This window comes from Paenibacillus rigui (assembly GCF_002234615.1).
GTDB lineage: Bacteria > Bacillota > Bacilli > Paenibacillales > NBRC-103111 > Paenibacillus_S > Paenibacillus_S rigui.
This window is the reverse complement of record NZ_NMQW01000053.1, coordinates 94539-117572: the sequence shown is the minus strand read 5'-3', so window position 1 is coordinate 117572 and position 23034 is coordinate 94539. Positions and strand designations below refer to the sequence as shown.

The window sequence follows — 23034 nt, the reverse complement described above, 5'->3', positions numbered from 1 at the left end:
CGAAGCGTCAGATGGGTATAAGAGACAGGTTGTTGATCACCATGTGTATTGCCCGCTGCACGATTGGAAGATCGACCTGAACGACGGCCTCGTTCAAGCGCCCGACGAGGGCTGTGTACAGCATTTTACCGTGAATGTAGATGAGCAAGGCAACGTCGTTTTACTGATGGAAAAAGGAAACAGCTTGGCCTCCTAAAAGGCCGGGCTTTCCCGTTTCTTTTTTCACACCCTCCACAAGTGCGCACACACGGGCCCGAGGCGGCCTGATGAAAGGAGCAGAGCATTTATGGACTACATTAAACCCGAGCAAGTCGTTGAGCAGATGATTCAAGCCGGAGAGAATAAAGCGAATCAATCGGTGAAGGATATGCTCATTCGCGGATTTTTGGGAGGCGCCATCCTGGCCTTCGCGACCACGCTGGCATTTACCGCTACAGCCCAGACGAACACGGGACTGGTCGGCGCCCTTGTGTTCCCCGTCGGCTTCGTCATGATTATTCTGCTCGGACTCGAGCTGGTCACCGGCAGCTTCGCGCTCATTCCTCTGGCTGTGCTCAGCAAGCGAACGACGCCAAGCCGGATGCTGCGCCAATTCGCCTGGGTCATTCTCGGTCATCTGATCGGCTCGGTCGCTTATGCAGCGCTCTTTTATGCCGCGGTAACCAACTTCGGGCACACGAGCAACGCGATCGTGCAAACGATCATCAAAGCGGCCGAAACCAAAACGAACGGCTATGCGGCCCTCGGCACGGACGGTCTGCTCGCTGTATTTATCAAGGCGATTCTGTGCAACTGGATGGTGACGCTAGGCGCCGTCATGGCCATGACCTCGCAGTCCACCACAGGGAAAATTATCGCAATGTGGCTGCCGATCCTGACCTTCTTCGCCCAAGGCTTCGAGCACGCGGTGGTCAACATGTTCGTCATTCCGGCCGGCATGCTGTATGGAGCCAACGTCTCCTTCGGAGGCTGGTGGCTGTGGAATCAAATCCCCGTACTGCTCGGCAATTTCGTCGGGGGCGTGCTTTTCACAGGGATGATGCTGTATTTCACGCATAGCAAAAAAACAAAAGCGCAGGAAGCCCCAGCTCCGCAGAAGGAGCCGCAAGCAGCCTTTGACGGCAAGGTCATCAAGCTGTAACGCCGGCAAGGTGCGCTGCACTATCACACAAAAAACAGCTCTGCCTCCGCAACCTTGCTGCAGGAGAGCTGTTTTTTCATGCCATCAAGCATCCGGGCGGCTGCTGGGGCTGTGTCCATTCAGGCTGATGTGCAATTCAAGCGAGCAAAAGCGGTTCCGGGCACATCCGTGCACCCAGAACCGCCCCTTTTTTGCAGCCTGCCGGCATCGTTAATGGATATCCGCTTTATCAAAATTACCGCCCATCACATCCGACACATGCTCTATCGCAATGAACGCCCTGCGGTCAATTTCCTGGACGATGCTGCGCAGCTTCGCCACCTCAAGACGTGTAACGACACAGTAGATCATCTGAATGTCTTCTTTCTTGTACCCGCCCTTGGCATAAATAAACGTCGTGTTGCGCCCCAGCCGGTCCATAATCGCTTCCGATATTTCCTCATAATCGTTGGAGATGATCGTCACCGACTTGGATTCATTCAAGCCCTCGACCACGATATCAATCAGCTTGAACGCAATGTAATACGTAAAGATGGAATACATCGCCGAATCCCAGCCAAACACAAAGCCCGCCACAATAAAAATAAAGACGTTAATGAACATAATAATTTGCCCGACGGGAATTTTCGTTTTTTTGGAGATGAGGATAGCGACAATCTCCGTCCCGTCAAGCGAGCCGCCAAAGCGCATTACAAGCCCGACGCCCGCTCCCAGGATGACCCCTCCGAACAATACGGCCAGCAGCTTCTCGTTCGTGAACGCATCGACATGGTGCAGCCAGGAGGTCGTAATGGACATGACCGCAATCCCGTATAAAGTGGAGATCGCGAACGTTTTGCCGATTTGCTTGTAGCCGAGCAGCAGGAACGGCACATTCAGGACGAAAATAAACAGACCTAGAGGCAACCCCGTTACCTCCGAAATAATGATCGAGAGTCCGGCAATGCCTCCGTCGATGACCTGGTTGGGCACCAGAAATACTTCCAGCGCCAGCCCCATCATCACAGCTCCGATCGTAATAAAAATAAACCGCTGCAGAAACCCGATCACCGTTATTCTTCTATGCGCTTTCCCTTCCGCCATAAACCCCTCCGTGATGTTAACCGACGTCTTTTTGAGTAGTTTTCCCCATAAATTGACTGTTATATAAATCGGCATAGAAGCCGCCTTGAGCCAGAAGCTCCTCGTGGGTCCCTTTCTCGATGACCGTGCCTTTATTCATTACAAGGATCATATCGGCATCCCGAATCGTAGAAAGCCTGTGCGCGATCACAAAGCTCGTTCTGCCTTTCATCAACTCATTCATCGCCCTCTGGATAAACACCTCGGTCCGGGTATCGACGCTGCTCGTCGCTTCATCCAGAATAAGAATGGACGGATCGGCGAGGATCGCGCGGGCAATCGTCAGCAGCTGCTTCTGGCCCTGGGATATATTCGATGCCTCTTCATTCAGGACCGTATCATAGCCTTCGGGGAGCGTTCGGATAAAATGATCTGCATGCGCCGCCTGGGCCGCGCGAATCACATCTTCTTCGGTCGCCCCTTCGCGCCCGTATGCGATGTTGTCACGAATCGTACCGTTAAAGAGCCAGGTGTCCTGCAGCACCATACCGAACAGACTGCGGAGTCTGCCCCGCTGCAGCTCGGTAATGTCCGTGCCGTCGATCGTGATCCGGCCGTCATTCAGCTCGTAGAAGCGCATCAGCAGGTTAATGAGCGTTGTTTTCCCTGCCCCTGTCGGACCTACGATAGCTATCGTCTGCCCGGATGCCACATCGATATTCATCCTGTCGATGAGCAGCTCATCCTCCTTGTAGCCGAAGCGGACGTCCTGGAACCGCACTTCGCCCCGCGCCCGCTGAATCACCTGAGGATGGGCCGTCTCGGCCGCTTCCTCCTGCTCATCAAGTAGCTCAAACACCCGTTCTGCGGAAGCAATGGTCGATTGAATAATATTCGCAATATTGGCCAGCTGCGTAATCGGCATCGAAAACTGTCTCGTGTACTGGATGAACGCCTGGATATCACCAATCTCAATCGAACGCTTCGTCACCAGAATGCCCCCGACTACACTGACGAGCACATAACCGATATTGCTCACAAAGCTCATGAGCGGCATAATAATCCCCGAAATAAACTGCGCCTTCCAGCCGGATTGATACAGCCTCTCATTAATCTCGTTGAACGTATCGACGGACTTGGCTTCGCGGCCAAACGCCTTCACGATCCGGTGTCCGGTGTACATTTCCTCGACGTGCCCATTCAGCTCGCCGAGCGATTTTTGCTGCCCCATGAAATGCTTCTGGGACCGCGAAGCGACACCTTTGGTCACCATCAGGCTGAGCGGCAGCGTCAAGACGACGATCAACGTCAGGATCGGACTGATCGTCAGCATCATCACGATCACCCCGACGACCGTGACGAGCGAAGTGATCAGCTGCGTCAAGCTTTGCTGCAGCGTGCTGCTGATATTGTCTACGTCATTGACGACGCGGCTCAGGATTTCCCCATTCGTACGGGAATCGAAAAATTTCAACGGCAGCCGGGACAGCTTCCCGTTCACCTCGTTACGCAGGTCCGATACTGTTCGCTGCGCGATGCCCGCCATAATATATTGCTGGATGTAGCTGAAGATGGAGCTCACCATGTAGAGCACAATAAGGATGAGCAGAATGTTCCCGATATAACCGAAGTCCACCTCGGCGCCCGGTACGCCCTTCACCTTCAGCATCAGACCCTCGAACAGCTTCGTTGTGGCCTTGCCGAGAATTTTCGGGCTGACCGTGCTGAAGATGGTGCTGAGTATCGCCGCAGCCAGCACGGTCAGCAGCGCATAACGATGCGGCTTGAGGTAACCCGCCAGCCTGCGGAGCGTCCCCTTGAAGTCTTTGGCTTTCTGGACCGGCATCCCTATGGCAGGACCTCCATGCCTGCCGCCAGGACCGCCGGGACCGCCGCCAAAGCCTCCCGGTCCTCTTCTTTGCTCGCTCATGACGTTCCCTCCTTAGCGTTTCGCGAAACGAAACCGGCTTCGGAAGCATCCGCTGAATTTCGCAGGGTGAAACCAGCTTCCGTCTGCTGCGCTGATCCTCCCGCATCGGAGAGGCTTCCTTCACCGTTCCCGCTGTCAGCCTCCTCCGCTCCCATCGCTTCCCGCAGCGCTGTCTCCGACAACTGCGAGGAAACAATCTCGCGGTATACCGCACAGATGTTCATCAGCTCCCTATGGGTACCCATACCGGCGATCTCCCCGTCCTCCAACACAATAATCCGGTCTGCGTCCATCACGGTCGTGACCCTTTGCGCCACGATCAGTACTGTCGCCTCGCCGGTCTCCCGCTTCAAAGCAGCGCGGAGCAAAGCGTCCGTCTTGAAGTCCAGCGCGGAGAAGCTGTCGTCGAACACATAAATTTCCGGCCTCCTCACCAACGCGCGAGCGATGGACAGCCGCTGCTTCTGCCCTCCGGATACATTCGTGCCGCCTTGGGCGATAACGGAATCGTAGCCATCTTTCATCTCACCGATAAAGCCGCTCGCTTGCGCGGTCTCTGCGGCATGCTTGATTTCATCCATCGTGGCGCCCTCTTTGCCGTATCGGATATTATCCGCAATCGTTCCGGTGAACAAAACCGCCTTCTGGGGCACGAAGCCGATCTTGGAACGAAGATCAGCCTGGGGAAGCTCCCGCACATCAACCCCATCGACCAAAATACGCCCCTGGTCTACATCATAAAACCGTGGAATGAGACTGATCAGCGTCGTTTTCCCCGATCCCGTGCCTCCAATGATCGCCGTCGTCTCCCCCGGTCGGGCATGAAAGGAAATGCCGGATAGGGCTGGTTTTTCCGCCCCCGGGTAGCTGAAGGCCACGTCCTGAAACTCCACATATCCCTTGTGAAGCTGCGCCTGTTCGGCATGAGCACGGTCCCCATCCTTCATATCCGGGACCATATCCAGCACTTCATTAATTCGGGCCGCCGATACGGATGCGCGCGGGATCATAACGAACATCATCGATACCATAATCAGGGAAAACATGATCTGCATCGCATATTGCAAAAAAGCCATCAAATCCCCGACCTGCATATGCCCTCCGTCGATGCGAATGCCCCCGAACCAAACGATTGCGACGGAGGCCAAATTCATGACGAGCATCATCACAGGCATCATCGCTGCCATGATGCGGTTGACTTTGGTCGCCGTATCGGTCAGATCGCGATTGGCCGCGCGGAAACGCGTCTGCTCGTGCTCGATCCGGTTAAAGGAACGGATGACGCGAATGCCGGTCAATCCTTCCCGGAGGACCAGATTGAGATGGTCCAGCTTCTTTTGCTGCGCTTTGAACAACGGCATACCCTGGCGCGCAATAAGGAAGATAGCCGCAGCCAGCACCGGGATGACCGCAACGATGACAAGGGATAGCTTGGCGTCCTTGGAAACCGCCATAATAATTCCTCCGATACACATCATTGGCGCACTGACCATCATCCGCATCATCATCGTCAGTACCTGCTGCACCTGGGTAATATCATTCGTTGTCCGGGTAATCAGCGATGCCGTACCAAGCTTATCGAACTCCTGCAGCGAGAAATTTTCCACGTGGGTGAACACTTTGCCGCGCAGCAGCTTGCCGAAGCCTGCCGCTACCTTCGCGGAAAAATAGCTTGCCGCAATGGAGCACAGCCCGCCGGCCGCAGCGACGAGCAGCATAAAGCCGCCGATTTTAAAAATGTACGACGTATCCCCCTGTACAATCCCGTGGTCAACAATGTCCGACATCAAGGTCGGCAAATATAAATCCGACAGCGACTGCAAAAATACAAGCGCCAGCACGAAGCCGATCGGCAGCCGGTAAGGCTTGAGGAAGGCGAACAGCTTTTTCATTCCTCGCCACCTCCGTTCGATCCGGAAGCATCTTTCGGTTTCAGCGGGTTCCCATCGTAATATTCGCACGCCTTATTCAGCAGCACCGCCAGCTGGCGGCTTTGCTCCTCACCGAGATGCTCCACCAACCCATTAAACGATGCCGACATCGTTTCCGACATTTTGGCTGCAAGCTGTTCCCCTTTGTCCGTCAGCTTGACGCGGACCGCCCGACGGTCGGACGGGTCCATCGCCCGCTCCACCAAGCCCTGCTCCTCCATGCTATTGATCATCTGCGTCACCGTCGGGGAAGTCACCTGCAGCAGGCCGCTGATCTCAGACACCTTCATCCCCGAGCTGTCAGGCTTCATATGTCTTCTGATGCAAAATAAAGTCATCATTTCGCTGGATTTCATCCCGTCTACCGACCTGTGCTGCCAGGAAGCCCGGCCAAACTGCCGGAAAGCCCGCATCAGCTCCTGTGCTGCAGGGTTCATGTCTCCTCCCATCCAATCCACCTCCCATTTTACATAGGTCAACTAATATATAGGTTAACTAATTATTTAGTAATATAATTATATGCATTAGCATTGAACGTTGTCAATTTGTAGGAGGGGCATCGTTTCATCCATATTGTGTGCATGAATAACAGAAGTATCACGGGTTGTCTCAAAAACGGTCCTCTTATCCTTAGAAAGTAGTTTGATTTCCATTTAACCTTGAGTTATCCCGGCGGGGTAAGGGCCATCGAGCTGGCGGTATCACCGCCCTCGCCCTAAACAAAAAAAGGCCGCACCCTCCGCCGGAACCATGGTTCCGGCGCAAGGCACGACCTTACTCATTCTTCATCCGCTGCATCCAGCTCACGGCTTCCGAACGCATAAACCTCTTAAACCAGCAACGGCACAACCCGGCCCTCATTCACCAGGATGAGGCCATGATCGGTAATCTTCAACGCCGGACTGACCGGCAGCGAATGGGTGCTGATCGACATGATCGGGTTGTAGTGCTTGTAGCCGAGCGAGAACATCGCCTGGCACAGCTGTTCAACCACAGCTGCCGTCTCCGAGAGCGGCGCCTCGGTCAGGATACCGCCAACCGGCAGGTGCAGAAAGGCGAGGATCTTGCCATCCTCCACCACGCAAAACCCGCCTTGGTGCTTGATCACCTCATTGGCGGCGAGCTGCATATCGGCGGCACTATGCCCCACAACGAGCAGGTTGTGGTTGTCGTGCGAATACGTCGTCGCCACCGCTCCCCGCTGGATCGTATCGCCGCCGATCAAGCCGTAGGCGCGGCTGCCGCCTTTGCCGTAGCGCTCGAACGTCGCGATCAGGCCGAAGCCGCTGTCCTGCCAGCGCAACTGTCCGCCCTGCACCTCCACGTCGGCGTGATGCTCCTCCGTGAAGGTCGAGCCGTCCTTCACCAGCATGACGCGGGCAGCATGGCGCCCATCCTCCGCTTCGACGGCTACGTTGAAGTCCGCCTCTGTCAGAAGCGGCAGCTTCACGCTCTCATAATAATGCGCCGGGAACGCCCCTTGGCTCACGGCCGGCTCATAAGACTCGGCCGTATCGTATACCTTACGCCCTTGCTTATACACCTGATCGATCGCCAGCTGCTCCAGCTCGGACACAAGCAGGAAGTCGGCGATTTTGCCAGGGGCAATGACGCCGCGGTCATACATCCGCATCCGGCGGGCGGGCGTGAACGTCGACGCATAAATCGCTTGCTCCGGCGCCATCCCCATCGATATGGCCTTGCGAACGATATGATTGAGATGCCCGCGGCGCTGAAACGAATCGGCCATCACATCGTCGGTCACAAAGCAGAAATGCTCCGACACGTCCTGCTCGATTAAATACTTCATGACCTCCGGCGTCATGGACTTCTCCTGAATCTCAATGAACATACCCGCTGCGATCCGCGCTTCCATTCCTTCGATCGATTGATGCGTATGATCTGAATCGACGCCGCTATAGATGATACGATGCAAATCGAGGTCGAGCAGCTTCGGCACATGACCCTCAATAATGAGATGCGGGTAATGCTCCTGAATGTGCCGCAAAATCCGATTCGTCTTACAATCCGGGTCTGTGATTACGTCCACGTAGTTCATAATTTCGCCGAGGCATTGGATGCGCTCGGTCCGGAGCAGCTCATCCAAATCCTCAATCTCGATCGAGCCTCCGGTCGTTTCCATCGATGTCGCAGGCACCGAGCTTGGAATCGCGTAGAACATATCCGCTACGCAATCCCGGCTCGCCTGAATCATCTGCTTCACTCCGTCCAACCCGAACACGTTGGCCATCTCATGCGGCTCCGGCACGATCGTCGTCACGCCGTTCTGAATCAGTCCGTGCGAGAACGTCGCCGGCGTCACCATCGTACTCTCAATGTGCAGATGAATGTCGACCAGACCGGGAAGCAAATACCTGCCCTGCCCGTCCAGCATCTCTGCCGCCTCGAAGCTTTCTTCCCCACGCTCCCCGATATACAAAAACTTGCCATCAAGGATCGCTGCGTTGCCTTCGGTAAATCGTTTGAAATAACTGTTATAAATGCGAACCCGCTTGATTAATAAATCCACGCGCATGATGTCTGCACCTCCCAAGTACGCTAGCGCCAAAGTTCAGCACCTCACCTTAATCCACAAGCACCAGCTTTTCGGCAGGGAACAACAGACGCACTTCCTGCCCGCTTGCATAAGGCAGCTCCATTTCCTTGTTCACTGTAAAATCCCCCAGCTCCGTCTCAACGACATACTGGTAGCTTCTTCCGAGGAAGGTGCTTACCTTTACGCGGCCTGTCAGACGGTTCGGTCCCGTTTCCAGCTCCTGCGGCGTGCCAATCACCAGATCATCCGGACGCAGCGCGCCCTTCCGGCCGCTTTGCTCCGCTTTCCCCGGATGCTTGGCTGCATAAAAGGTATAATCCTTCACCTTCAGCTCAATGTCCGCGCCGTTTTCCTGCCTTTGATCAAACTCAATAAAATTGTTGAACCCGATAAACCGCGCCACGAATTCCGTCTTCGGGTATTTGAAGATGGTAGACGGGCGGTCCAGCTGCTCGATGATCCCCTTATTCATGATTGCCACCTGATCCGAGATAGAGAAGCATTCCTCTTGGTCATGGGATACGTAAACAGTCGTAATCCCCAGCTCCTGCTGGATACGGCGGATTTCCACCCGCATATTCACGCGCAGGTTCGCGTCCAGATTGCTGAGCGGCTCGTCAAACAGCAGCAGATCCGGCTCGATAACGAGCGCGCGGGCAATCGCAACACGCTGTCTTTGACCCCCGGACAGCTCCTTCGGGAACCTTTTCTCGAAGCCGGCGAGACTGACGGTTTCCAGAATTTTGCCAACACGCAGCGCAATGTCCTTGTCGTTCACCTTGCGCAGACGCAGGCCGAACGCCACATTATCGTACACGGACAAATGCGGGAACAGCGCATAGCTTTGGAACACGAAGCCGAAGTTCCGTTTATTGACCGGCACCCGCGTGTAGTCCTTGCCGTTCAGCGCGAAGCGGCCGTCCTTCGCCTCCAGGAAGCCGGCGATAAGGCGAAGCGTCGTTGTTTTGCCGCAGCCGCTCGGACCGAGCAGCGAGATCAGGCTTCCTTTTTCCACGCTCAGGTTGAAGTCTTTCAATATATAGTTCTGGTCATAGGCAACCGATATATTTTCCAAAGTAAGCAATGCCATGTCGAAAGCCTCCGTTATCGTTATCGTTTGGTAAAGTAGGACAATCCCATCAGCCGTTCAATAATGAACATGAAGATGCCCGTGAAGATCATCAGCAGCACCGAGATCCCGGCAATCGTCGGATCAAAATGATTTTCGACATACGTCAGCATTTGAATCGGCAGCGTACTGACACCCGGTCCGGTCATGAAGACGGAAATGTCCACGTTGTTGAACGACTCCAGAAACGCAATCAGCACCGCTGCAATAATCCCCGATTTGATATTCGGCAGGACCACCTTGAAGAACGTTTCCAGCTGACCTGCACCCAAGCTCAAAGCCGCCTCCTCGACGGCAAAATCGAAGTTCGCCAGGCTCGACGCGATCACGCGGATAATGAAAGGCAGCATAATCACGGTGTGTCCGATCAGCAGCGCCGCATAGATCGGCAGCTGATACGCGACAATAAGGTATCTGAGCATCGTAAAGCCAAGCACAATCCCGGGAATGAGCACCGGAGAAATAAAGATCGCATTCAACGCATCCTTGCCCTTGAATTGAAAGCGGCTCAGCGCGTAAGCGGCCGGAACGCCGATCAAGAGCGCCAGCAGATTGCCGATCAGCGAGACGACGATGGACGTCTTGAACGTCTTCAGAAACATCGTCACTTCCAAAATGTTGTGGTACCACTTCAACGAAAAGCCTGTCGGCGGAAATTTCAATACGCTGCTCGGTTCAAAGGAAGCAACAGCAATAATCAGCAGCGGACCCAGCAAAAACAAATAGACCAGAAGCGTAAACAGGCCTAATCCCCGATTTTTTTCCTGCATACGTTCTACCCTCCCGGATTTAGTTTCGCAGCCAGTTTGTTCATCAGCGCAATGACGACGAATGTAATGACGATCATAATCGTCGCAATCACCGAAGCCAAATACCAATCATTCAGTGTAATGGCGTTCTGGTACAGGAAGGTGGAGATGACCCTCTGCTTCCCTCCAAGCAAAGCCGGCGTCGTATAAGCCGTCAGGCTGCCGACAAACACCAGAATGCTCCCGATAATGAGACCGGGCACGCTGAGCGGTACGATGATTTTGCAAAAAGCGCTGAACTTGCTCGCACCCAGGCTTTCCGCAGCTTTAATGAGGTCCGGGTCGATATTCTCCATGACACCGACCAAAGTAATAATAATGAGCGGCAAAAACAAATGAATAAGACCAATCATCATCGCCGTCGGCGTGTACAAAATATCCATCGGCTCCCGAATGAGCCCGATCGTGAGCAGCGTGTTGTTGAGCAGCCCTTTTTTACCAAGAATGATCATCCAGCTGAACGACCGGACGACCGAGCTGGTCAGCAGCGGAAAGATCGCCAGCGCCAGCAAAATCCCCTTCAACCGGGGCCCCTGCTTGGAAATGTAATACGACACGGGAAACCCGACGGCAATACACAAAATCGTCGTAACGAGACTGACGCGCAGCGTCGTCAACAATATTTTCAAGAAATACGGATCTTTGAAAAAATGCAGATAGCCCTCAAGGGTGAACCGCCCGCCCTGGAAAAAGGTCGAACCTATCGTCAGCAGGATCGGGATCACCATGAACGCCGCCAGGAACAGCAAGCCCGGCAGCAGCAACAAAGCGATATACTTACTTTTCATGTCATGTTTCTCCTGTTCCTTTCAAGATGGCTATACTCGCAGCGTATCGACAAACAATCGGAGAAAAGCCCCGGCATCCACTTCCATGCACACCTGGACATTGGGCTTCTGGCCCAGCCGGCTCTGGAAGTCGCATACCGTCTGCCCATCGCACAGGTCGCTTCTCGTCTCCACGTCCACGTAGTAATGCCGGGTCGTGACCAGCTCCTTGCTCAGGGCGACGCCCACTGCGAGAGGATCATGCAGCGCACAAGCACGGACGCCGTTGCGTTCGGAATAGCGCTTCATATAATCCTGCGTGCTTTCCGCCACATAACGCCCGATCGGCGTATCGCCGAGCTCGCGGATATGCTCATCCGCCAGAAGCGCCTGCCGCGTGACGTCCAGCCCGACCATCGTCAGCAGCGGAAAGCCGGCGTGCAGCACAATCTTGGCCGCCTCCGGATCGACGTACATGTTATATTCAGCAACCGGTGTCACATTGCCGAAGTTGCCCGCGACACCGCCCATGAAAATGACTTCCTTCACCTGCTGCACAAGCTCCGGGTATTTCACCACGGCGATCGCGAGATTGGTCAGCGGTCCCGTCATCACAAGCGTTACCTCGCCCGGCGCTCGGCTTACCCGATCGATGATGAAATCGACAGCATGTCCCTCTGCCGGCTTCACGGCAACAGGCATGTCGCGCAGCGCCCCGCCGAGCCCATCCTGCCCATGCACCCGGTGCTCGAAGTATGACGACCGCATCAACGGCTTCGCAGCGCCGGGAACGACAGGGATGCTGTCAGTCACATTCAGCAGCTGCAATATTTTGCGTGTATTCAGCGTTGCCTGCTCCAGTGAGACGTTCCCGTTCACCGTGGTGATCCCAAGGATGTCCATCCGTCCGCTTTTCACGGCCAGAAGAATACCCAGCGCATCATCCACCCCCGTATCGACATCGAGAATGACTTTCTTTGTATTCACAGTCCACCCCTCCTCCAGCTCCACTCAAAAAGAAAACAAGGACACATGCCGGTTTAGCGTGCGATATGCCCTTGTCCTCGTGCGTAGCCTAACGTTCTAAGCTCGAATTATTGGGTTACTTCTTTATTCCAACGGTCAATCCAGCCTTTGAGGTTCTGGTTGACGAATTTCATATCCAGCTTGCGAAGCTTGCTGACGACGTCTTTACCGTACGTGATGCCTTGGGATTCCTCTGCGGACAGCTGAAGCGTCGTATTGACCGGAGAGTCGATCTTCGCCTTAGCGGATTTCTCCTGCACTTCCTTGCTCAGGTGCCAGTTAATGAAATCTTCCGCCAGCTGCTTGTTTTTGCTGCCTTTGACCACGTTGACCGTGTTCATGATGGCATAGCCGCCCTCAGACGGCGATACGAATTTCGCATCCGGCACAGCCGCTTTCAGATCCTTCATGTACATTTCCATGATTGGCCCTGCCGCAATTTCGCCTTGAGCGAACATGTTGACGAATTCGGAGGTTTGGCCGTAATATTTCACGACGCCTTTGTTCAGTTCCTTCATTTTGGCAAAAGCTTTATCCGCATCAAAGGACGTGCTGCCCGCTACCGTCGACGCCGCATCCAGGATCATCGGACCGCTCGTCGAGGTAATGTTCGGGATCGTCAGCTTCTTGCTAAGCTCCGGACTCCACAGGTCGCTCCAGGACTTGATATCTTTGCCTGCGGCTTTCGGGCTGTAGGCAATTCCCAATTGACCGATGGTGTAGGCAGGACCGTAGTCTTCGCCAAGCGGCGCTTTGGCCACATCATAAATATCTTTCAGGTTCGGAATGCGGCTGCGGTCGATTTTCTCGAACAGCCCCGCTTCGATCGCCTGCTGCGCGTAATAATCCGACAAGTAGATCAGGTCGACGTTCGAGCTGCCTTGACGCACCTTGTTGAGGCGCTCTGCATTGTTGCCGATCTCCAGCACGATCTTGACGTTATGCTCCTTCTCAAAAGGCGCATACACCTCTTTTTTGAAGAAGTCGTCCGAGAAGCCCCATGTGGAAATGACCAGCTGTGTCGGCTCTCCCTTCGGCGCCGGAGTTGTTGCTGCCGATCCGCCCTGCTCCTTCGCCGGAGCCGCTCCACAGCCGCTGAGTGCAAGTCCTACGAGAGATAGGGAAAGCAAGCCGCCCATCATTTTTTTCTTCATCTTCATCGTCCTCCTGAGTAAATGGTTAAGTATGTTTTGTAAAGCATTGAACCCCTCTTGATGTGAATGATTACCAGTAGAATTCCATGTCCCCCGCGAAACTATACCGGTGTACGGCCATGCTGCTATAGTTGACTACCGCTGCCGCCGGTAAATACCTGGGCAAGTGACGCCCGTGAATCATTGCTTTTTCTACAAAAAAAAGAAAAGTGTCCCTTGGTAGAATAAAAAACTTCTAACAAGAGCACTTTTCATTGTAAACAATGATAAAGCGACATCCGTTGCCAAACGATGGTTTCCTCTTAAGATAGATCAAAAGAGAAACGCCGGTTACGCTATTGAGTTCAAACGTTATCCGTCAGCCTGCGGCACTGCTTAATCGCCCGGCTTCTTGGAAGTGTCGATAAGAATGATGTTCGTGATCGCCCACTGCGTCGAGGGATCATAGTCCCTGAGCACCGCTTCGATAGACAGCCCGAATTCCTGCTCCAGCCTCTCCCGCATCCGCTTCTTGTAAATAGAAGACATATAAAAGTCCACTTCGTGCTTCAATGTCGGGGCTTCCCCTTCCAAAGCGGTGGACCGGGGAGATCGGCGGTGTCTGGCAAGAAAAGTGATGATGTTCTGGTCAATCGATGCCTTCAGCAGCGTAGTGCCGAATCCGAACAGCTCCTTGGAGACTTCGTTGTACAGATGACATAGCTTCTTCTTGTACTCATTAGAGTCTGCGAGGGACACAGGATCACCTTCTAGCAAATAATTGACCTGTATTGGCTATTAATCTAATCTTAATAATACATAAGATTTGAGATTTTATCAAGTAAATCGTTCGGCTTTATTGTACATTTCCTGTCGTATGACGACCATATTTTGGAAAAACAATTATTTTTCCGAATATCGTTTCCTGTCTTCACACCAAGCCGCTTCGCCCATCATCAAAAAAATCCGCCGCATACATCCTTACCTCATCTTGGTCGGGCATCAAGCGAAAAAAGTCCGGCATCTCACCTTTGGAGCAAAGCCTTGAACGGCAAGGATTTACGGCCTCTTTCCAATATGTGCGTGTTGAAACCCCAGCCAGCCTCCCCCTATAATGGGAATCCGAAAGGAGTGGTTGTCTCATGAAACATTGGAAAGTGCTTCTCATAGCACTCGCACTGTGCTTTGTGAATATAGCCGGACCTAACGAAAGCGCACAGGCGGCAGCACTGTTGAAGCCGGGCAGCACAGGCGGAGACGTCTGGGATTTGCAGTTTCGATTAAAGGTGATGGGATATTACACCCAACCGCTGGACGGTCAGTTCGGCATGAATACGGCCACCGCCGTCAGCCAATTTCAAAAAGCTTACGGACTTAAAGCAGACGGCTATGCCGGTAACGATACATGGGCTATGCTTCGAAAATATTCAGTCAATCGCAGCGAGCTCGATATATTAGCCAAAATTATTTATAGCGAAGCGCGGGGCGAGCCTTATGAAGGTCAGGTCGCTGTCGGGGCCGTCGTTCTGAACCGGGTCCAATCCGGACAGTTCCCGGATACGGTTCAGGGCGTCGTGTTCCAGCCCAGAGCGTTCACGGCAGTGGATGACGGTCAATACTGGCTGACGCCGGACCGTCAAGCTTATTTGGCCGCGGAGGATGCAGTCAAAGGCTGGGATCCTACGAACAATTCGCTTTATTACTTTAATCCGGATACGGCGACAAGCGCCTGGATTTGGTCGCGTCCGCAGACCGTGAAGATCGGTAGACACATTTTTGCAAAATAAGCCGTAAAGCCCTGCCTCCATTGGAAGCAGGGCTTTTTTTACCATATAGGAACTCTGCTTTCCTATTGGCAATAAAACCTACCGCTGAGCGCGGTCGCTCATCTTCGAAAGCCCTCGATTGAGGTCTTCTTATGTTTCCCGCGCAGCAGAAACTCATTCGCACGGCACGGCATGCCATGAACCGTTTATTCCGACTCCGGCTCCGGTTGCTGCAGCAGCTATTGCTCCAGCTCGCCAGGCAGCACTCTCCGCTGGCCCGAGGAGACCGGAAGCATCGGAACAATATCCGGCGTTGCCTCCCCCGCTTCGTTCATCCTTCGGATTAAGCGTTCCCGCAGTCTCTCGCGCACTTCCTCATGCGACTCGAGCTGGACCAGATTGGTCAGCTCATACGGGTCCGCTTCCAGATCATACAAATACTGCTCCATGTACTGCATTGCTCCCGGATACCGCAGCGGGTTCCGTTCAGGGGCATGGACGCCGTACTTCCAGCGGCGGGTACGAATCGCCCTCGCAACCTGCGATTCGCTGATCTGGACGAACACCTCCTCCGGCCAGACGGAGTTATCCCGGCCTTCATGGCGATGACGCAGCTGCCGGAGCAGGGACCGCCCCTGCATCTGCTCCGGCACCGCAATGCCTGCGGCGTCCAGCAGGGTCGGCGGCAGGTCAATAAGGCTGACCAGCTCGCGGGCACTGCCGCCGCCGTCGAAGCCCGGGCCAGAGAAGACGAGCGGTACCCGGATGGAGCTTTCGTGGCAGGAGCGCTTATATTCACTGTTGCGCGTCTTGAAGTGGCAGCCGTGGTCCGAGGTGAACGCAATCACTGTATTGTCCAGCAGGTCGAGACTCTTCAGCGCATCCATCAGCCGGCCAAGCGCTTCATCCAGCCGTTTCACCATGCCGTAATAGCCGTCAAGATGCTGATGGGCCGTTCCCCCAAGCGCCGCCAAATCCGGCGGAACGTACTGCCCTCCGGCGTATTTGCCTTTGTATACGTCCGGTGACGGATAATCGTCCCGGTGATTTTGATGATGCGGCTCCAGGAAGGAAAGAAACAAGAAGAATGGCTTCTCCTCCGGACGCCCATCGGCCACATACCGGATGGCCGCATCGGTCAGCGCATCGACCCGGTAGCCCGGAAGCTTCACCGGCTCGTTATCTGCGTTGTACAGCAAGGTCCGGTATGCGTCCGACGTATGCTCGAGCGAGTCTGCCGCGAGCCAATACCTATAGCCGCCGCGCCGTTCCTCCGGCACCGGCTCCGTACGCGTGCTGGCCAGATGCCACTTGCCGATATAGGCGGTATCGTACCCTGCATCGTTGAAGCAGTCCGCCAAGGTGCGCGTCCCCTCGGGCAGCGGAATCCCGTTGGTGAAGCAGCCGGAAGCCGTGGCGTACAGCCCCGTCTGCAGGCAGGAGCGTGCCGGACCGCAGACCGGCTGGCACGTAAACGCCTCGGCCACATGCGTCCCCTTCCAGGCCATCCGGTCCAGATTCGGTGTCAGCCCAAGCGGGTTGCCGTAGCAGCCCGCTGTGTCCCAGCGCTGCTGATCCGTGAAAAACACAATGACATTCGGTCTGGCTTTACTCTTCTGTACGTTGTTTGATTGCTGTGCATCGCCCATGACACTTGTTCATCTCCTCTCCTCTGTGCTCTTTATCCTTTGATGCCGGTAGTCGCAATTCCTTCTACGAAATACCGTTGGGAGAAAAAGAATAGCAGAACGGGCGGCAGCACCGCGAGTACGGACATCGCCATGATCTGGTTCCATTCCACCGTGCCTCCCGTAGAGTCAATGGACATGCGAAGAGCCAGCGAGATCGGGAATTTTTTCACACTGTTGATAAAGATCAGCGGATTGAAGAAATCGTTCCATGTCCAAATAAATTGAAAAATAGAGGCCGAGATCAATGCCGGCAGGCTAAGCGGCAGCAAAATCCGGAACAAAATGCCCGGAGGGCTGCAGCCGTCCATAACCGCCGATTCATCCAGCTCCCGCGGCAGCCCCCGGATAAACTGAACCATCATAAAGATGAAGAACGGGAAGCAGCCGAAAGCCGCGGGCACAATAAACGGCAAATAGCTGTCCAGCCAATCCAGATGGCGGAAGATTAAATATCTCGGGATAATAATGACCGAATGCGGCAGCATCAACGTCGAAATCATCAGAATGAACATGAAGTTGCGCAGCGGAAACGTGAACCGGGCGAAGCCGTAGGCGATCAGCACGCTGGACAAGACGGTTAGCAGCGCGGTCGGGACGACTAGCAAGAACGTATTTTTGAAAAAGACTGCATAGGAATATTGCCCCGTCCCCGCCCAGCCCTTGAGATAAGAATCCCATACGAATTCGGACGGCAGCAGCTGAAGCGACCCGAATAAATCCGCATTCGTCTTGAAGGAGCTGAATAACAGCCACACCAACGGGTATACCATGATCCAGCCCAACAGCAGCAGGAAAGCATGCGTTCCCCATCTCTTGTTTGTCTCGCTCCGCTGTTTGCGAAGGCGGTTGTCAGCCGTAACTGAAGGTGCCGGAATGCTCATTAGCTTTTCCCTCCGTCTTCATAATGGACCCAGGATCTGGCGGAACGGAAGATCAACAGGGTCAGCAGCAAAATTATAGCGAACAGGAACCAGGATAGCGCGGACGCATAGCCCATCTTCATGTTCTGGAACGCCTCGTCGTAAATTTTCAAGCCCAGCAGGTACGTTGCCTTCAACGGTCCGCCGTTCGTGACCACGAACGCAGCGGTGAACTCCTGCAGCGCATTGATCGTCTGCATCACCAGATTAAACAGAAGGATCGGTGTCAGCAGCGGCAGCGTAATTTGCCTGAACATGCGGAACTTGCCTGCACCGTCCACCATAGCCGCTTCATACAGCTCACCCGGAATTTGCTTCAGACCGGCCAGGAACAGTACCATGGACGACCCGAATTGCCAGACGACCAGCAGGCTGATCGTGCCGAGAGCCACATTCGGGCTGCCGAGCCAGTTAATGGGCGGAATATGCAAATAACCGAGCGTCTGGTTCACGACGCCTTCTTTCATGAACAGAAACCTCCACAGGATGGAGATCGCGACACTTCCTCCCAGAATCGAAGGCAAGTAATACATCGTCCGGTACAGGTTGATAGCTCGGCTCTTGATATTTAAGAGAATGGCTATGAACAGAGCAAAGGCCAGCTTGGCCGGTACGGCGATGATGGAATAAATGAGCGTTACGTTTAGCGACGGCAAAAAATCTTTGTCATTGGTCAGCATCTTGGCGTAATTGTCCAGCCCGATGAATTTCCCCGGTTTGACGACCGTAGCGTCCGTGAACGAATAGTAGAAGGAGAGGAGCAGCGGGTAGAGTTGAAACCAGAGAAACCCGATAATCCAGGGCGATACGAACAACAAACCCCACCAAGCGTGTGCATTCATGATCTTTTTCAAGGCTGCGGCATTCCTTTCTTGTAGCAGAGTCGTCGTTTCTGAGCGTGTGTCGAAGCTAAAAAAAGAGAGCGCCGCCCGATCAGGCGGCACTCTTCCTCAAGAACCTGTTCGATTCCAGCTATGGCTTTAATTCCTTCAGCTTGGCGGTGAAGCCGTTCATAATCTCGTCAGCGGCTTGCTCCGCCGTCATTTTGTTGTAAATCAGCTTTTGGATCGCATCCTTCACGATTTGGGCCAGCTCCGCATTCGTGCTGACGACGTTCGGAGCGGTCGTTTTCTTCGCGGAAGCCAGATCCAGCCCTTTGGAAATGTCCGGATTCAGCTTGCCAGACTCCTGCAGCGCGGTACGAGCCGACGTCGAGGCCGGAATTCCCCGCTGTGTCGTCAGCAGCAGAGCTGCTTCCTTGTCATTGATAAGCCAGTTCAGAAACTTCGCAGCTTCCTCCTGGTTTTTCGAATCCTTCGCAATCGCGAAGCCGGTACCCGCTACAAGCGGATTGCCGGACTGAACCGCATTCGGGCTTTCCGGGAAAGCACTCACGCCGACCTTGGCATTCGGAAGCGCCTGCTTGTACTTATCCAGCGCTTGTACATAGTCCATCAGCATGCCGATTTCGCCCTTGACCCATTTCGGGTTTTGCTCCATCTTGCCGACGAAGGCCGTACTGTCTCCGAACGGCTCCATCGTACCGGAGCTGTACAGGCTGGATAAATATTTAAGTCCGTCGACAAGCTGCGTGCGGTCGAAGCCCGGCGTGTAATCATCGTTAACCCAGCCTTTGCCCGACTTTTGAAGCACGTACGGCTGAAGAATCAGCTTGTTGATCACATCAATGTCCGCCGTCATCAAGTAAGCGTTCTTATCCTTCTCGTGGATTTTCTTGCCTTCCTCGATGATTTTATCCCACGTCCAGACCGTATCCGCCGGAATCCCGAACTTTTGCAGGAAATCCTGGTTCGTGATGGTCGTCGCCGCGAACACGCCGGACGGAATCATAATTTGCCTGTCCTTGTAGGAGCCGAACGCTTTGAGCGTATCCGCCGGAATTTTGGACGTATCGATCGTCCCCTTCACCGTATTGAGATCCAGCAGGAAATCGCTAAGCTCCACGGTCCATTCATACGTATATTGGAATAAGTCCGGTGCCGTCTTCCCTGCGAACTGTGTGGACAGCTTCTTGTTGAATCCGTCGAAGCCCATATATTCCGCTTCAATCTTCACATTCGGATGAAGCTTCATATAAGCATCGATTGCCGCAAGCGTAGCTTTGTGTCTAGGATCCGTTCCCCACCAGGCAAAGCGCAGCGTCGTCTGCTTGCCGTCCGATTTCCCTCCGGCATCCGTCTGCTTGGCACCGCCGGCATCCCCGCTGCCGCCTGCACCGCTTGAACACGCTGTCATCCAAGCCATCGACAAGAGCAGCAGCCCTGCCACCAAACGCGTTTTCTTTTTCATCCCTGCATCCCCCTTACAATTTCATTTCTAATTCCGCTTCTGAATTCACGGTAACATGATTTACGAGAGCAAAAAAGGCTTTCACTTTGGTAAAAGCGCTTCCAAACTTTTGATCCACCCCATAAAGGTATCATTTCTTTGGAAAACACGTTTGTTTTGTTCGGTTTGGGGTGTTCAATTTCCTTTGCTTGACCCATTTTGTATAATGAGGGAGGGGGAATGACGATGTATAAACTGGCGGTTGTTGACGACGAAACCGAAACGCGGAATACGCTGTGCAGCTGTTTTCCGTGGGAACAGACAGGCTTTCAACTAACGGCTCAACTGAATAATGGACGGGAAGCGTTGAAGCATGTGCTCGCCCATCCTATTGATGTCCTGCTCTGCGATATCAAAATGCCCTTCATGAACGGCATCGAGCTGGCCAAAGAAATCTTTGACCGCAAGCTTCCCATTCGCGTCGTACTGCTGAGCGGACTGCGTGATTTCGAGCACGCGCGGCAAGCCATCAGCTGCGGTGTCCGGCATTACCTGGTGAAGCCGGCCAAATTTGACGACCTGCATTCCGCGCTCCTCGCGCTGAAATCAGAGCTGGACCTGGAAGCAGGCACCCTGGATACCAACGAACCGGTTGCGAACGCAGCCTTAACTCTATACAATCAGGATGACCCGGTGATTCATAAAATTATCGCCTTTGTTGAAGCCGACATCCGTACCGCTACGCTGGAAGCAGCGGCCAAGCATGTCCATATGAACCCAACGTACGTCAGCTCTTACTTCAGGAAGATGACGGGAGCGAAATTTTCCGATTACGTCCACTCCGTCAAAATGAATAAAGCCTTGGTTCTTCTGAAGGACCGTCATTTCAAGGCTTTCGAGGTTAGCGAAATGGTGGGATACACGAATGCCAAAAACTTTATCCGCTCTTTTAAGCAATTTTACGGCAAAACTCCGGGGCAGTACCGCCACGGGCAATAAGCTGCCCTCTTTCGTTGATTCCCGGCTGAAGCGAAAGTTTTTTGTCAGCCATCTGATCCGTATCCTGATCCCTTGCTTCATTCCGTTATTGATCCTCGGCACGCTGTCGATTTTCATTACGAACTGGTACATCCGCAACAATGTGGAGCAGAGCAACGCGAACCAGCTGAACCAGCTGAACGAATTGGCACAGGTCATTTCATCGGAGGTGGACTCCTTAAGCCTGTCCTTCGATAAGGATCCGAAAATTACATTGCGGCTCAAAAGTATTTTGTCCGGAACAACACTCTCTTACGAGAATCTGGAAGCGCTTTACTACTTAAAAAATGTCATCGATGTGCCGGCTAACTCCAAGCCTTACATTCAATCGGTGTATATATATTACGAAAATCCGGAGGGCCGCTTCCTCAGCTCCAGGGAAGGCCTGACCCAAATCAGCCTGTCGGACGACACGTCCTGGTTCGAGCGGTACGCCGACCTTCGCTCCCGCAAGGAGGAGATGATTACTGAGGTTCGGCAGACCAGCGCCTACGGCTTTGGCAACCAATCCACCCGGCTGTTGACGATTTATAAGCCTTTTTCTTACGGCTACCCCGGCTACAACAAGGGACTCATTGTCATGAATGTGCGGCCTTCGTATTTTGAAACCTCGTTTCATTATTTCGATGAGCTGCCCCAAAGATATTTCTATATCGCGAATGCCGAGGGAGAGCCTCTGGTCACGTCCGCCAATGCCGGCGCCCAGGTGCCTTTGCCCGCAGAACGCCGCCAGCTGCAGGGCGAGGACGGGCTGGTCCGTTTTGAACATGGAGATTCCTTGGTGATCGCCAAGTCGCTTCCGCGCTTGCGGTGGGATCTCGTATCGGTCGTGCCGACTAATGAGCTGTACAGCCTGCCGCATACTTTGATTTATATGACGATCGCGCTGTGTCTCGTTTCCTTGCTGTTCAGCTCGGTCTATGCGCTGTGGACAACCCGAAGAAACTACCGGCAAATCGAGCAAATTGTCCGTATTCTGGAGTCCGCGGAACAGTTCAACCAGCCGATGCCGACCATTCCAAGCAAAATCAACGACCTGTACGAATGGATCGTCAAGACCATATTGGAAGCTTTCCTGGAGCATAAATATGTCAAAATCCAGCTATCCGAGCGCAAGGCAAAGATGGAGCTGCTGGAGCTCCGGGCGCTTCAGTCTCAAATGAATCCGCATTTTCTGTACAACACGCTGCACTCGATCTATTGGAAATCGTTCCAGCTGACCCAGTCGCCTAACGATGCCTGCCGGATGATCGAGCAGCTAAGCGGTTTGATGGAATATGCGGTGCGGACAACCGATGATCTGGTTCCGCTTCGTGACGAAATGGCGAATGTGCGGAGCTACGTCCATATTCAGCGTACCCGGTTCCCGGACAAAATCGACGTCGTCTGGGACTCTGACGAACAGCTCGAGGCCTGCCGTGTCATGAAAATCAGTCTGCAGCCTTTGATCGAGAACAGTATCCGCTACGGTCTGGAGCATCGATCCGATTTGCGTATCAGAATCAAATGCAGGCTGCAAGGGCCTCACCTCCGTGTAACCGTAACGGATAATGGTCCCGGTATTTCCAAAGCAAGACTGGCACAGCTGCGCACAACGTTCCGATCGGATACGTTCCCCTCGGACCATGTGGGCCTCTATAACACGTACAAGCGGCTCGCCCTGCAGTATGGTCCCGGTGATGGTGATGATCCCCTGCTGCGTATCTACAGCCATGAAGGCCGCGGCACTTGCATTGACCTGCTCTTCCCTCAGCACCAAGAATAAACAGCTTCGCCATCCTTCAATATGGCCGAGGGACATAAATCAACCTCCCCTACGCGTAAGGGAGGTTGCCTCAGCTTGCT

At 53.9% G+C, this 23034-nt stretch carries 20 protein-coding genes; 5 read left to right on the top strand and 15 right to left on the bottom strand.

The genetic code is table 11. The features are described 5' to 3' along the window. Positions 1-196: Rieske (2Fe-2S) protein (locus tag CF651_RS28660; RefSeq protein ID WP_483869986.1), on the top strand; the 196-nt coding region annotated here is incomplete at its 5' end. A gap of 90 nt (positions 197-286) precedes the next feature. Continuing rightward, complete coding sequence (locus CF651_RS28655; protein WP_094018281.1) at positions 287-1141, top strand: formate/nitrite transporter family protein; 855 nt, start codon at positions 287-289, stop codon at positions 1139-1141. 210 nt (positions 1142-1351) lie between these two features. Here CF651_RS28655 and CF651_RS28650 read toward each other — a convergent pair whose 3' ends face one another. The 11 genes from CF651_RS28650 to CF651_RS28600 all read right to left on the bottom strand — a co-directional run bounded on the left by CF651_RS28650 (position 1352) and on the right by CF651_RS28600 (position 14244). After that, positions 1352-2224, bottom strand: a complete 873-nt coding sequence (locus tag CF651_RS28650; RefSeq protein ID WP_094018280.1) for a YitT family protein — start codon at positions 2222-2224, stop codon at positions 1352-1354. 16 nt (positions 2225-2240) lie between these two features. Next, positions 2241-4133 carry an ABC transporter ATP-binding protein gene (locus CF651_RS28645; protein ID WP_094018279.1) on the bottom strand — a complete coding sequence of 631 codons (1893 nt, stop codon included), beginning with the start codon at positions 4131-4133 and terminating at the stop codon, positions 2241-2243. Next, positions 4130-6025 carry an ABC transporter ATP-binding protein gene (locus tag CF651_RS28640; RefSeq protein ID WP_094018278.1) on the bottom strand — a complete coding sequence of 632 codons (1896 nt, stop codon included), beginning with the start codon at positions 6023-6025 and terminating at the stop codon, positions 4130-4132. Before CF651_RS28640 ends, CF651_RS28645 begins: the two co-directional genes overlap by 4 nt. Continuing rightward, a complete protein-coding gene (locus CF651_RS28635) occupies positions 6022-6513 on the bottom strand; it encodes a MarR family winged helix-turn-helix transcriptional regulator (RefSeq protein ID WP_094018277.1) in 492 nt (163 codons plus the stop codon). Before CF651_RS28635 ends, CF651_RS28640 begins: the two co-directional genes overlap by 4 nt. A 380-nt stretch (positions 6514-6893) precedes the next feature. After that, complete coding sequence (locus CF651_RS28630) at positions 6894-8600, bottom strand: adenine deaminase C-terminal domain-containing protein (RefSeq protein WP_094018276.1); 1707 nt, start codon at positions 8598-8600, stop codon at positions 6894-6896. Positions 8601-8649: 49 nt separating this feature from the next. After that, the gene (locus CF651_RS28625; RefSeq protein WP_094018275.1) at positions 8650-9711 is read right to left on the bottom strand and encodes an ABC transporter ATP-binding protein; all 1062 of its coding nucleotides are present in this window, start codon (positions 9709-9711) and stop codon (positions 8650-8652) included. 20 nt (positions 9712-9731) lie between these two features. Continuing rightward, a complete protein-coding gene (locus CF651_RS28620) occupies positions 9732-10520 on the bottom strand; it encodes an ABC transporter permease (protein ID WP_094018274.1) in 789 nt (262 codons plus the stop codon). Between the two features lie 5 nt (positions 10521-10525). Further along, positions 10526-11347, bottom strand: coding sequence for an ABC transporter permease (locus CF651_RS28615; RefSeq protein WP_094018273.1), 822 nt, complete (start codon positions 11345-11347; stop codon positions 10526-10528). Between the two features lie 30 nt (positions 11348-11377). Continuing rightward, positions 11378-12313, bottom strand: coding sequence for a nucleoside hydrolase (locus CF651_RS28610; RefSeq protein WP_094018272.1), 936 nt, complete (start codon positions 12311-12313; stop codon positions 11378-11380). Between the two features lie 107 nt (positions 12314-12420). Next, a complete protein-coding gene (locus tag CF651_RS28605) occupies positions 12421-13506 on the bottom strand; it encodes an ABC transporter substrate-binding protein (RefSeq protein WP_094018271.1) in 1086 nt (361 codons plus the stop codon). A 375-nt stretch (positions 13507-13881) separates the two neighbouring features. Then, on the bottom strand, positions 13882-14244 hold the full coding sequence (locus tag CF651_RS28600; protein WP_094018270.1) for a DUF2294 domain-containing protein: 363 nt from the start codon (positions 14242-14244) through the stop codon (positions 13882-13884). A gap of 383 nt (positions 14245-14627) precedes the next feature. On the opposite strand from CF651_RS28600, the gene sleB reads away from it, so the two are divergent. After that, positions 14628-15272: a spore cortex-lytic enzyme gene (sleB, locus tag CF651_RS28595; protein ID WP_094018269.1), complete on the top strand. Its 645-nt coding sequence runs from the start codon at positions 14628-14630 to the stop codon at positions 15270-15272. A gap of 218 nt (positions 15273-15490) precedes the next feature. Here sleB and CF651_RS28590 read toward each other — a convergent pair whose 3' ends face one another. The 4 genes from CF651_RS28590 to CF651_RS28575 all read right to left on the bottom strand — a co-directional run bounded on the left by CF651_RS28590 (position 15491) and on the right by CF651_RS28575 (position 20172). Then, entirely contained in the window at positions 15491-16900 is a 1410-nt protein-coding gene (locus CF651_RS28590; protein WP_094018268.1) for a sulfatase family protein, read from the bottom strand. Between the two features lie 32 nt (positions 16901-16932). Beyond that, complete coding sequence (locus tag CF651_RS28585) at positions 16933-17823, bottom strand: carbohydrate ABC transporter permease (RefSeq protein WP_094018267.1); 891 nt, start codon at positions 17821-17823, stop codon at positions 16933-16935. Further along, a complete protein-coding gene (locus tag CF651_RS28580; protein WP_245856196.1) occupies positions 17823-18716 on the bottom strand; it encodes a carbohydrate ABC transporter permease in 894 nt (297 codons plus the stop codon). The genes CF651_RS28585 and CF651_RS28580 overlap by 1 nt, the downstream gene beginning before the upstream one ends. A gap of 118 nt (positions 18717-18834) precedes the next feature. After that, complete coding sequence (locus CF651_RS28575; RefSeq protein ID WP_094018266.1) at positions 18835-20172, bottom strand: ABC transporter substrate-binding protein; 1338 nt, start codon at positions 20170-20172, stop codon at positions 18835-18837. A 219-nt stretch (positions 20173-20391) separates the two neighbouring features. On the opposite strand from CF651_RS28575, the gene CF651_RS28570 reads away from it, so the two are divergent. Both CF651_RS28570 and CF651_RS28565 read left to right on the top strand, forming a co-directional pair. Continuing rightward, positions 20392-21150 (top strand): response regulator transcription factor, encoded by a 759-nt coding sequence (locus CF651_RS28570; protein ID WP_218827882.1) that lies wholly within the window; start codon positions 20392-20394, stop codon positions 21148-21150. Continuing rightward, positions 21077-22954, top strand: coding sequence for a sensor histidine kinase (locus CF651_RS28565; protein WP_094018264.1), 1878 nt, complete (start codon positions 21077-21079; stop codon positions 22952-22954). The genes CF651_RS28570 and CF651_RS28565 overlap by 74 nt, the downstream gene beginning before the upstream one ends. The last annotated feature ends 80 nt before the right edge of the window (positions 22955-23034 follow it).

Excerpts from the sequence above, each read along its gene's own strand:
- CF651_RS28655 (WP_094018281.1), top strand. The coding sequence starts at position 287 with ATGGACTACATTAAACCCGAGCAAGTCGTTGAGCAGATGATTCAAGCC.
- CF651_RS28650 (WP_094018280.1), bottom strand. The coding sequence starts at position 2,224 with ATGGCGGAAGGGAAAGCGCATAGAAGAATAACGGTGATCGGGTTTCTG.
- CF651_RS28645 (WP_094018279.1), bottom strand. The coding sequence starts at position 4,133 with ATGAGCGAGCAAAGAAGAGGACCGGGAGGCTTTGGCGGCGGTCCCGGC.
- CF651_RS28640 (WP_094018278.1), bottom strand. The coding sequence starts at position 6,025 with ATGAAAAAGCTGTTCGCCTTCCTCAAGCCTTACCGGCTGCCGATCGGC.
- CF651_RS28635 (WP_094018277.1), bottom strand. The coding sequence starts at position 6,513 with ATGGGAGGAGACATGAACCCTGCAGCACAGGAGCTGATGCGGGCTTTC.
- CF651_RS28630 (WP_094018276.1), bottom strand. The coding sequence starts at position 8,600 with ATGCGCGTGGATTTATTAATCAAGCGGGTTCGCATTTATAACAGTTAT.
- CF651_RS28625 (WP_094018275.1), bottom strand. The coding sequence starts at position 9,711 with ATGGCATTGCTTACTTTGGAAAATATATCGGTTGCCTATGACCAGAAC.
- CF651_RS28620 (WP_094018274.1), bottom strand. The coding sequence starts at position 10,520 with ATGCAGGAAAAAAATCGGGGATTAGGCCTGTTTACGCTTCTGGTCTAT.
- CF651_RS28615 (WP_094018273.1), bottom strand. The coding sequence starts at position 11,347 with ATGAAAAGTAAGTATATCGCTTTGTTGCTGCTGCCGGGCTTGCTGTTC.
- CF651_RS28605 (WP_094018271.1), bottom strand. The coding sequence starts at position 13,506 with ATGAAGAAAAAAATGATGGGCGGCTTGCTTTCCCTATCTCTCGTAGGA.
- sleB (WP_094018269.1), top strand. The coding sequence starts at position 14,628 with ATGAAACATTGGAAAGTGCTTCTCATAGCACTCGCACTGTGCTTTGTG.
- CF651_RS28590 (WP_094018268.1), bottom strand. The coding sequence starts at position 16,900 with ATGGGCGATGCACAGCAATCAAACAACGTACAGAAGAGTAAAGCCAGA.
- CF651_RS28585 (WP_094018267.1), bottom strand. The coding sequence starts at position 17,823 with ATGAGCATTCCGGCACCTTCAGTTACGGCTGACAACCGCCTTCGCAAA.
- CF651_RS28575 (WP_094018266.1), bottom strand. The coding sequence starts at position 20,172 with ATGAAAAAGAAAACGCGTTTGGTGGCAGGGCTGCTGCTCTTGTCGATG.
- CF651_RS28570 (WP_218827882.1), top strand. The coding sequence starts at position 20,392 with ATGACGATGTATAAACTGGCGGTTGTTGACGACGAAACCGAAACGCGG.
- CF651_RS28565 (WP_094018264.1), top strand. The coding sequence starts at position 21,077 with ATGCCAAAAACTTTATCCGCTCTTTTAAGCAATTTTACGGCAAAACTC.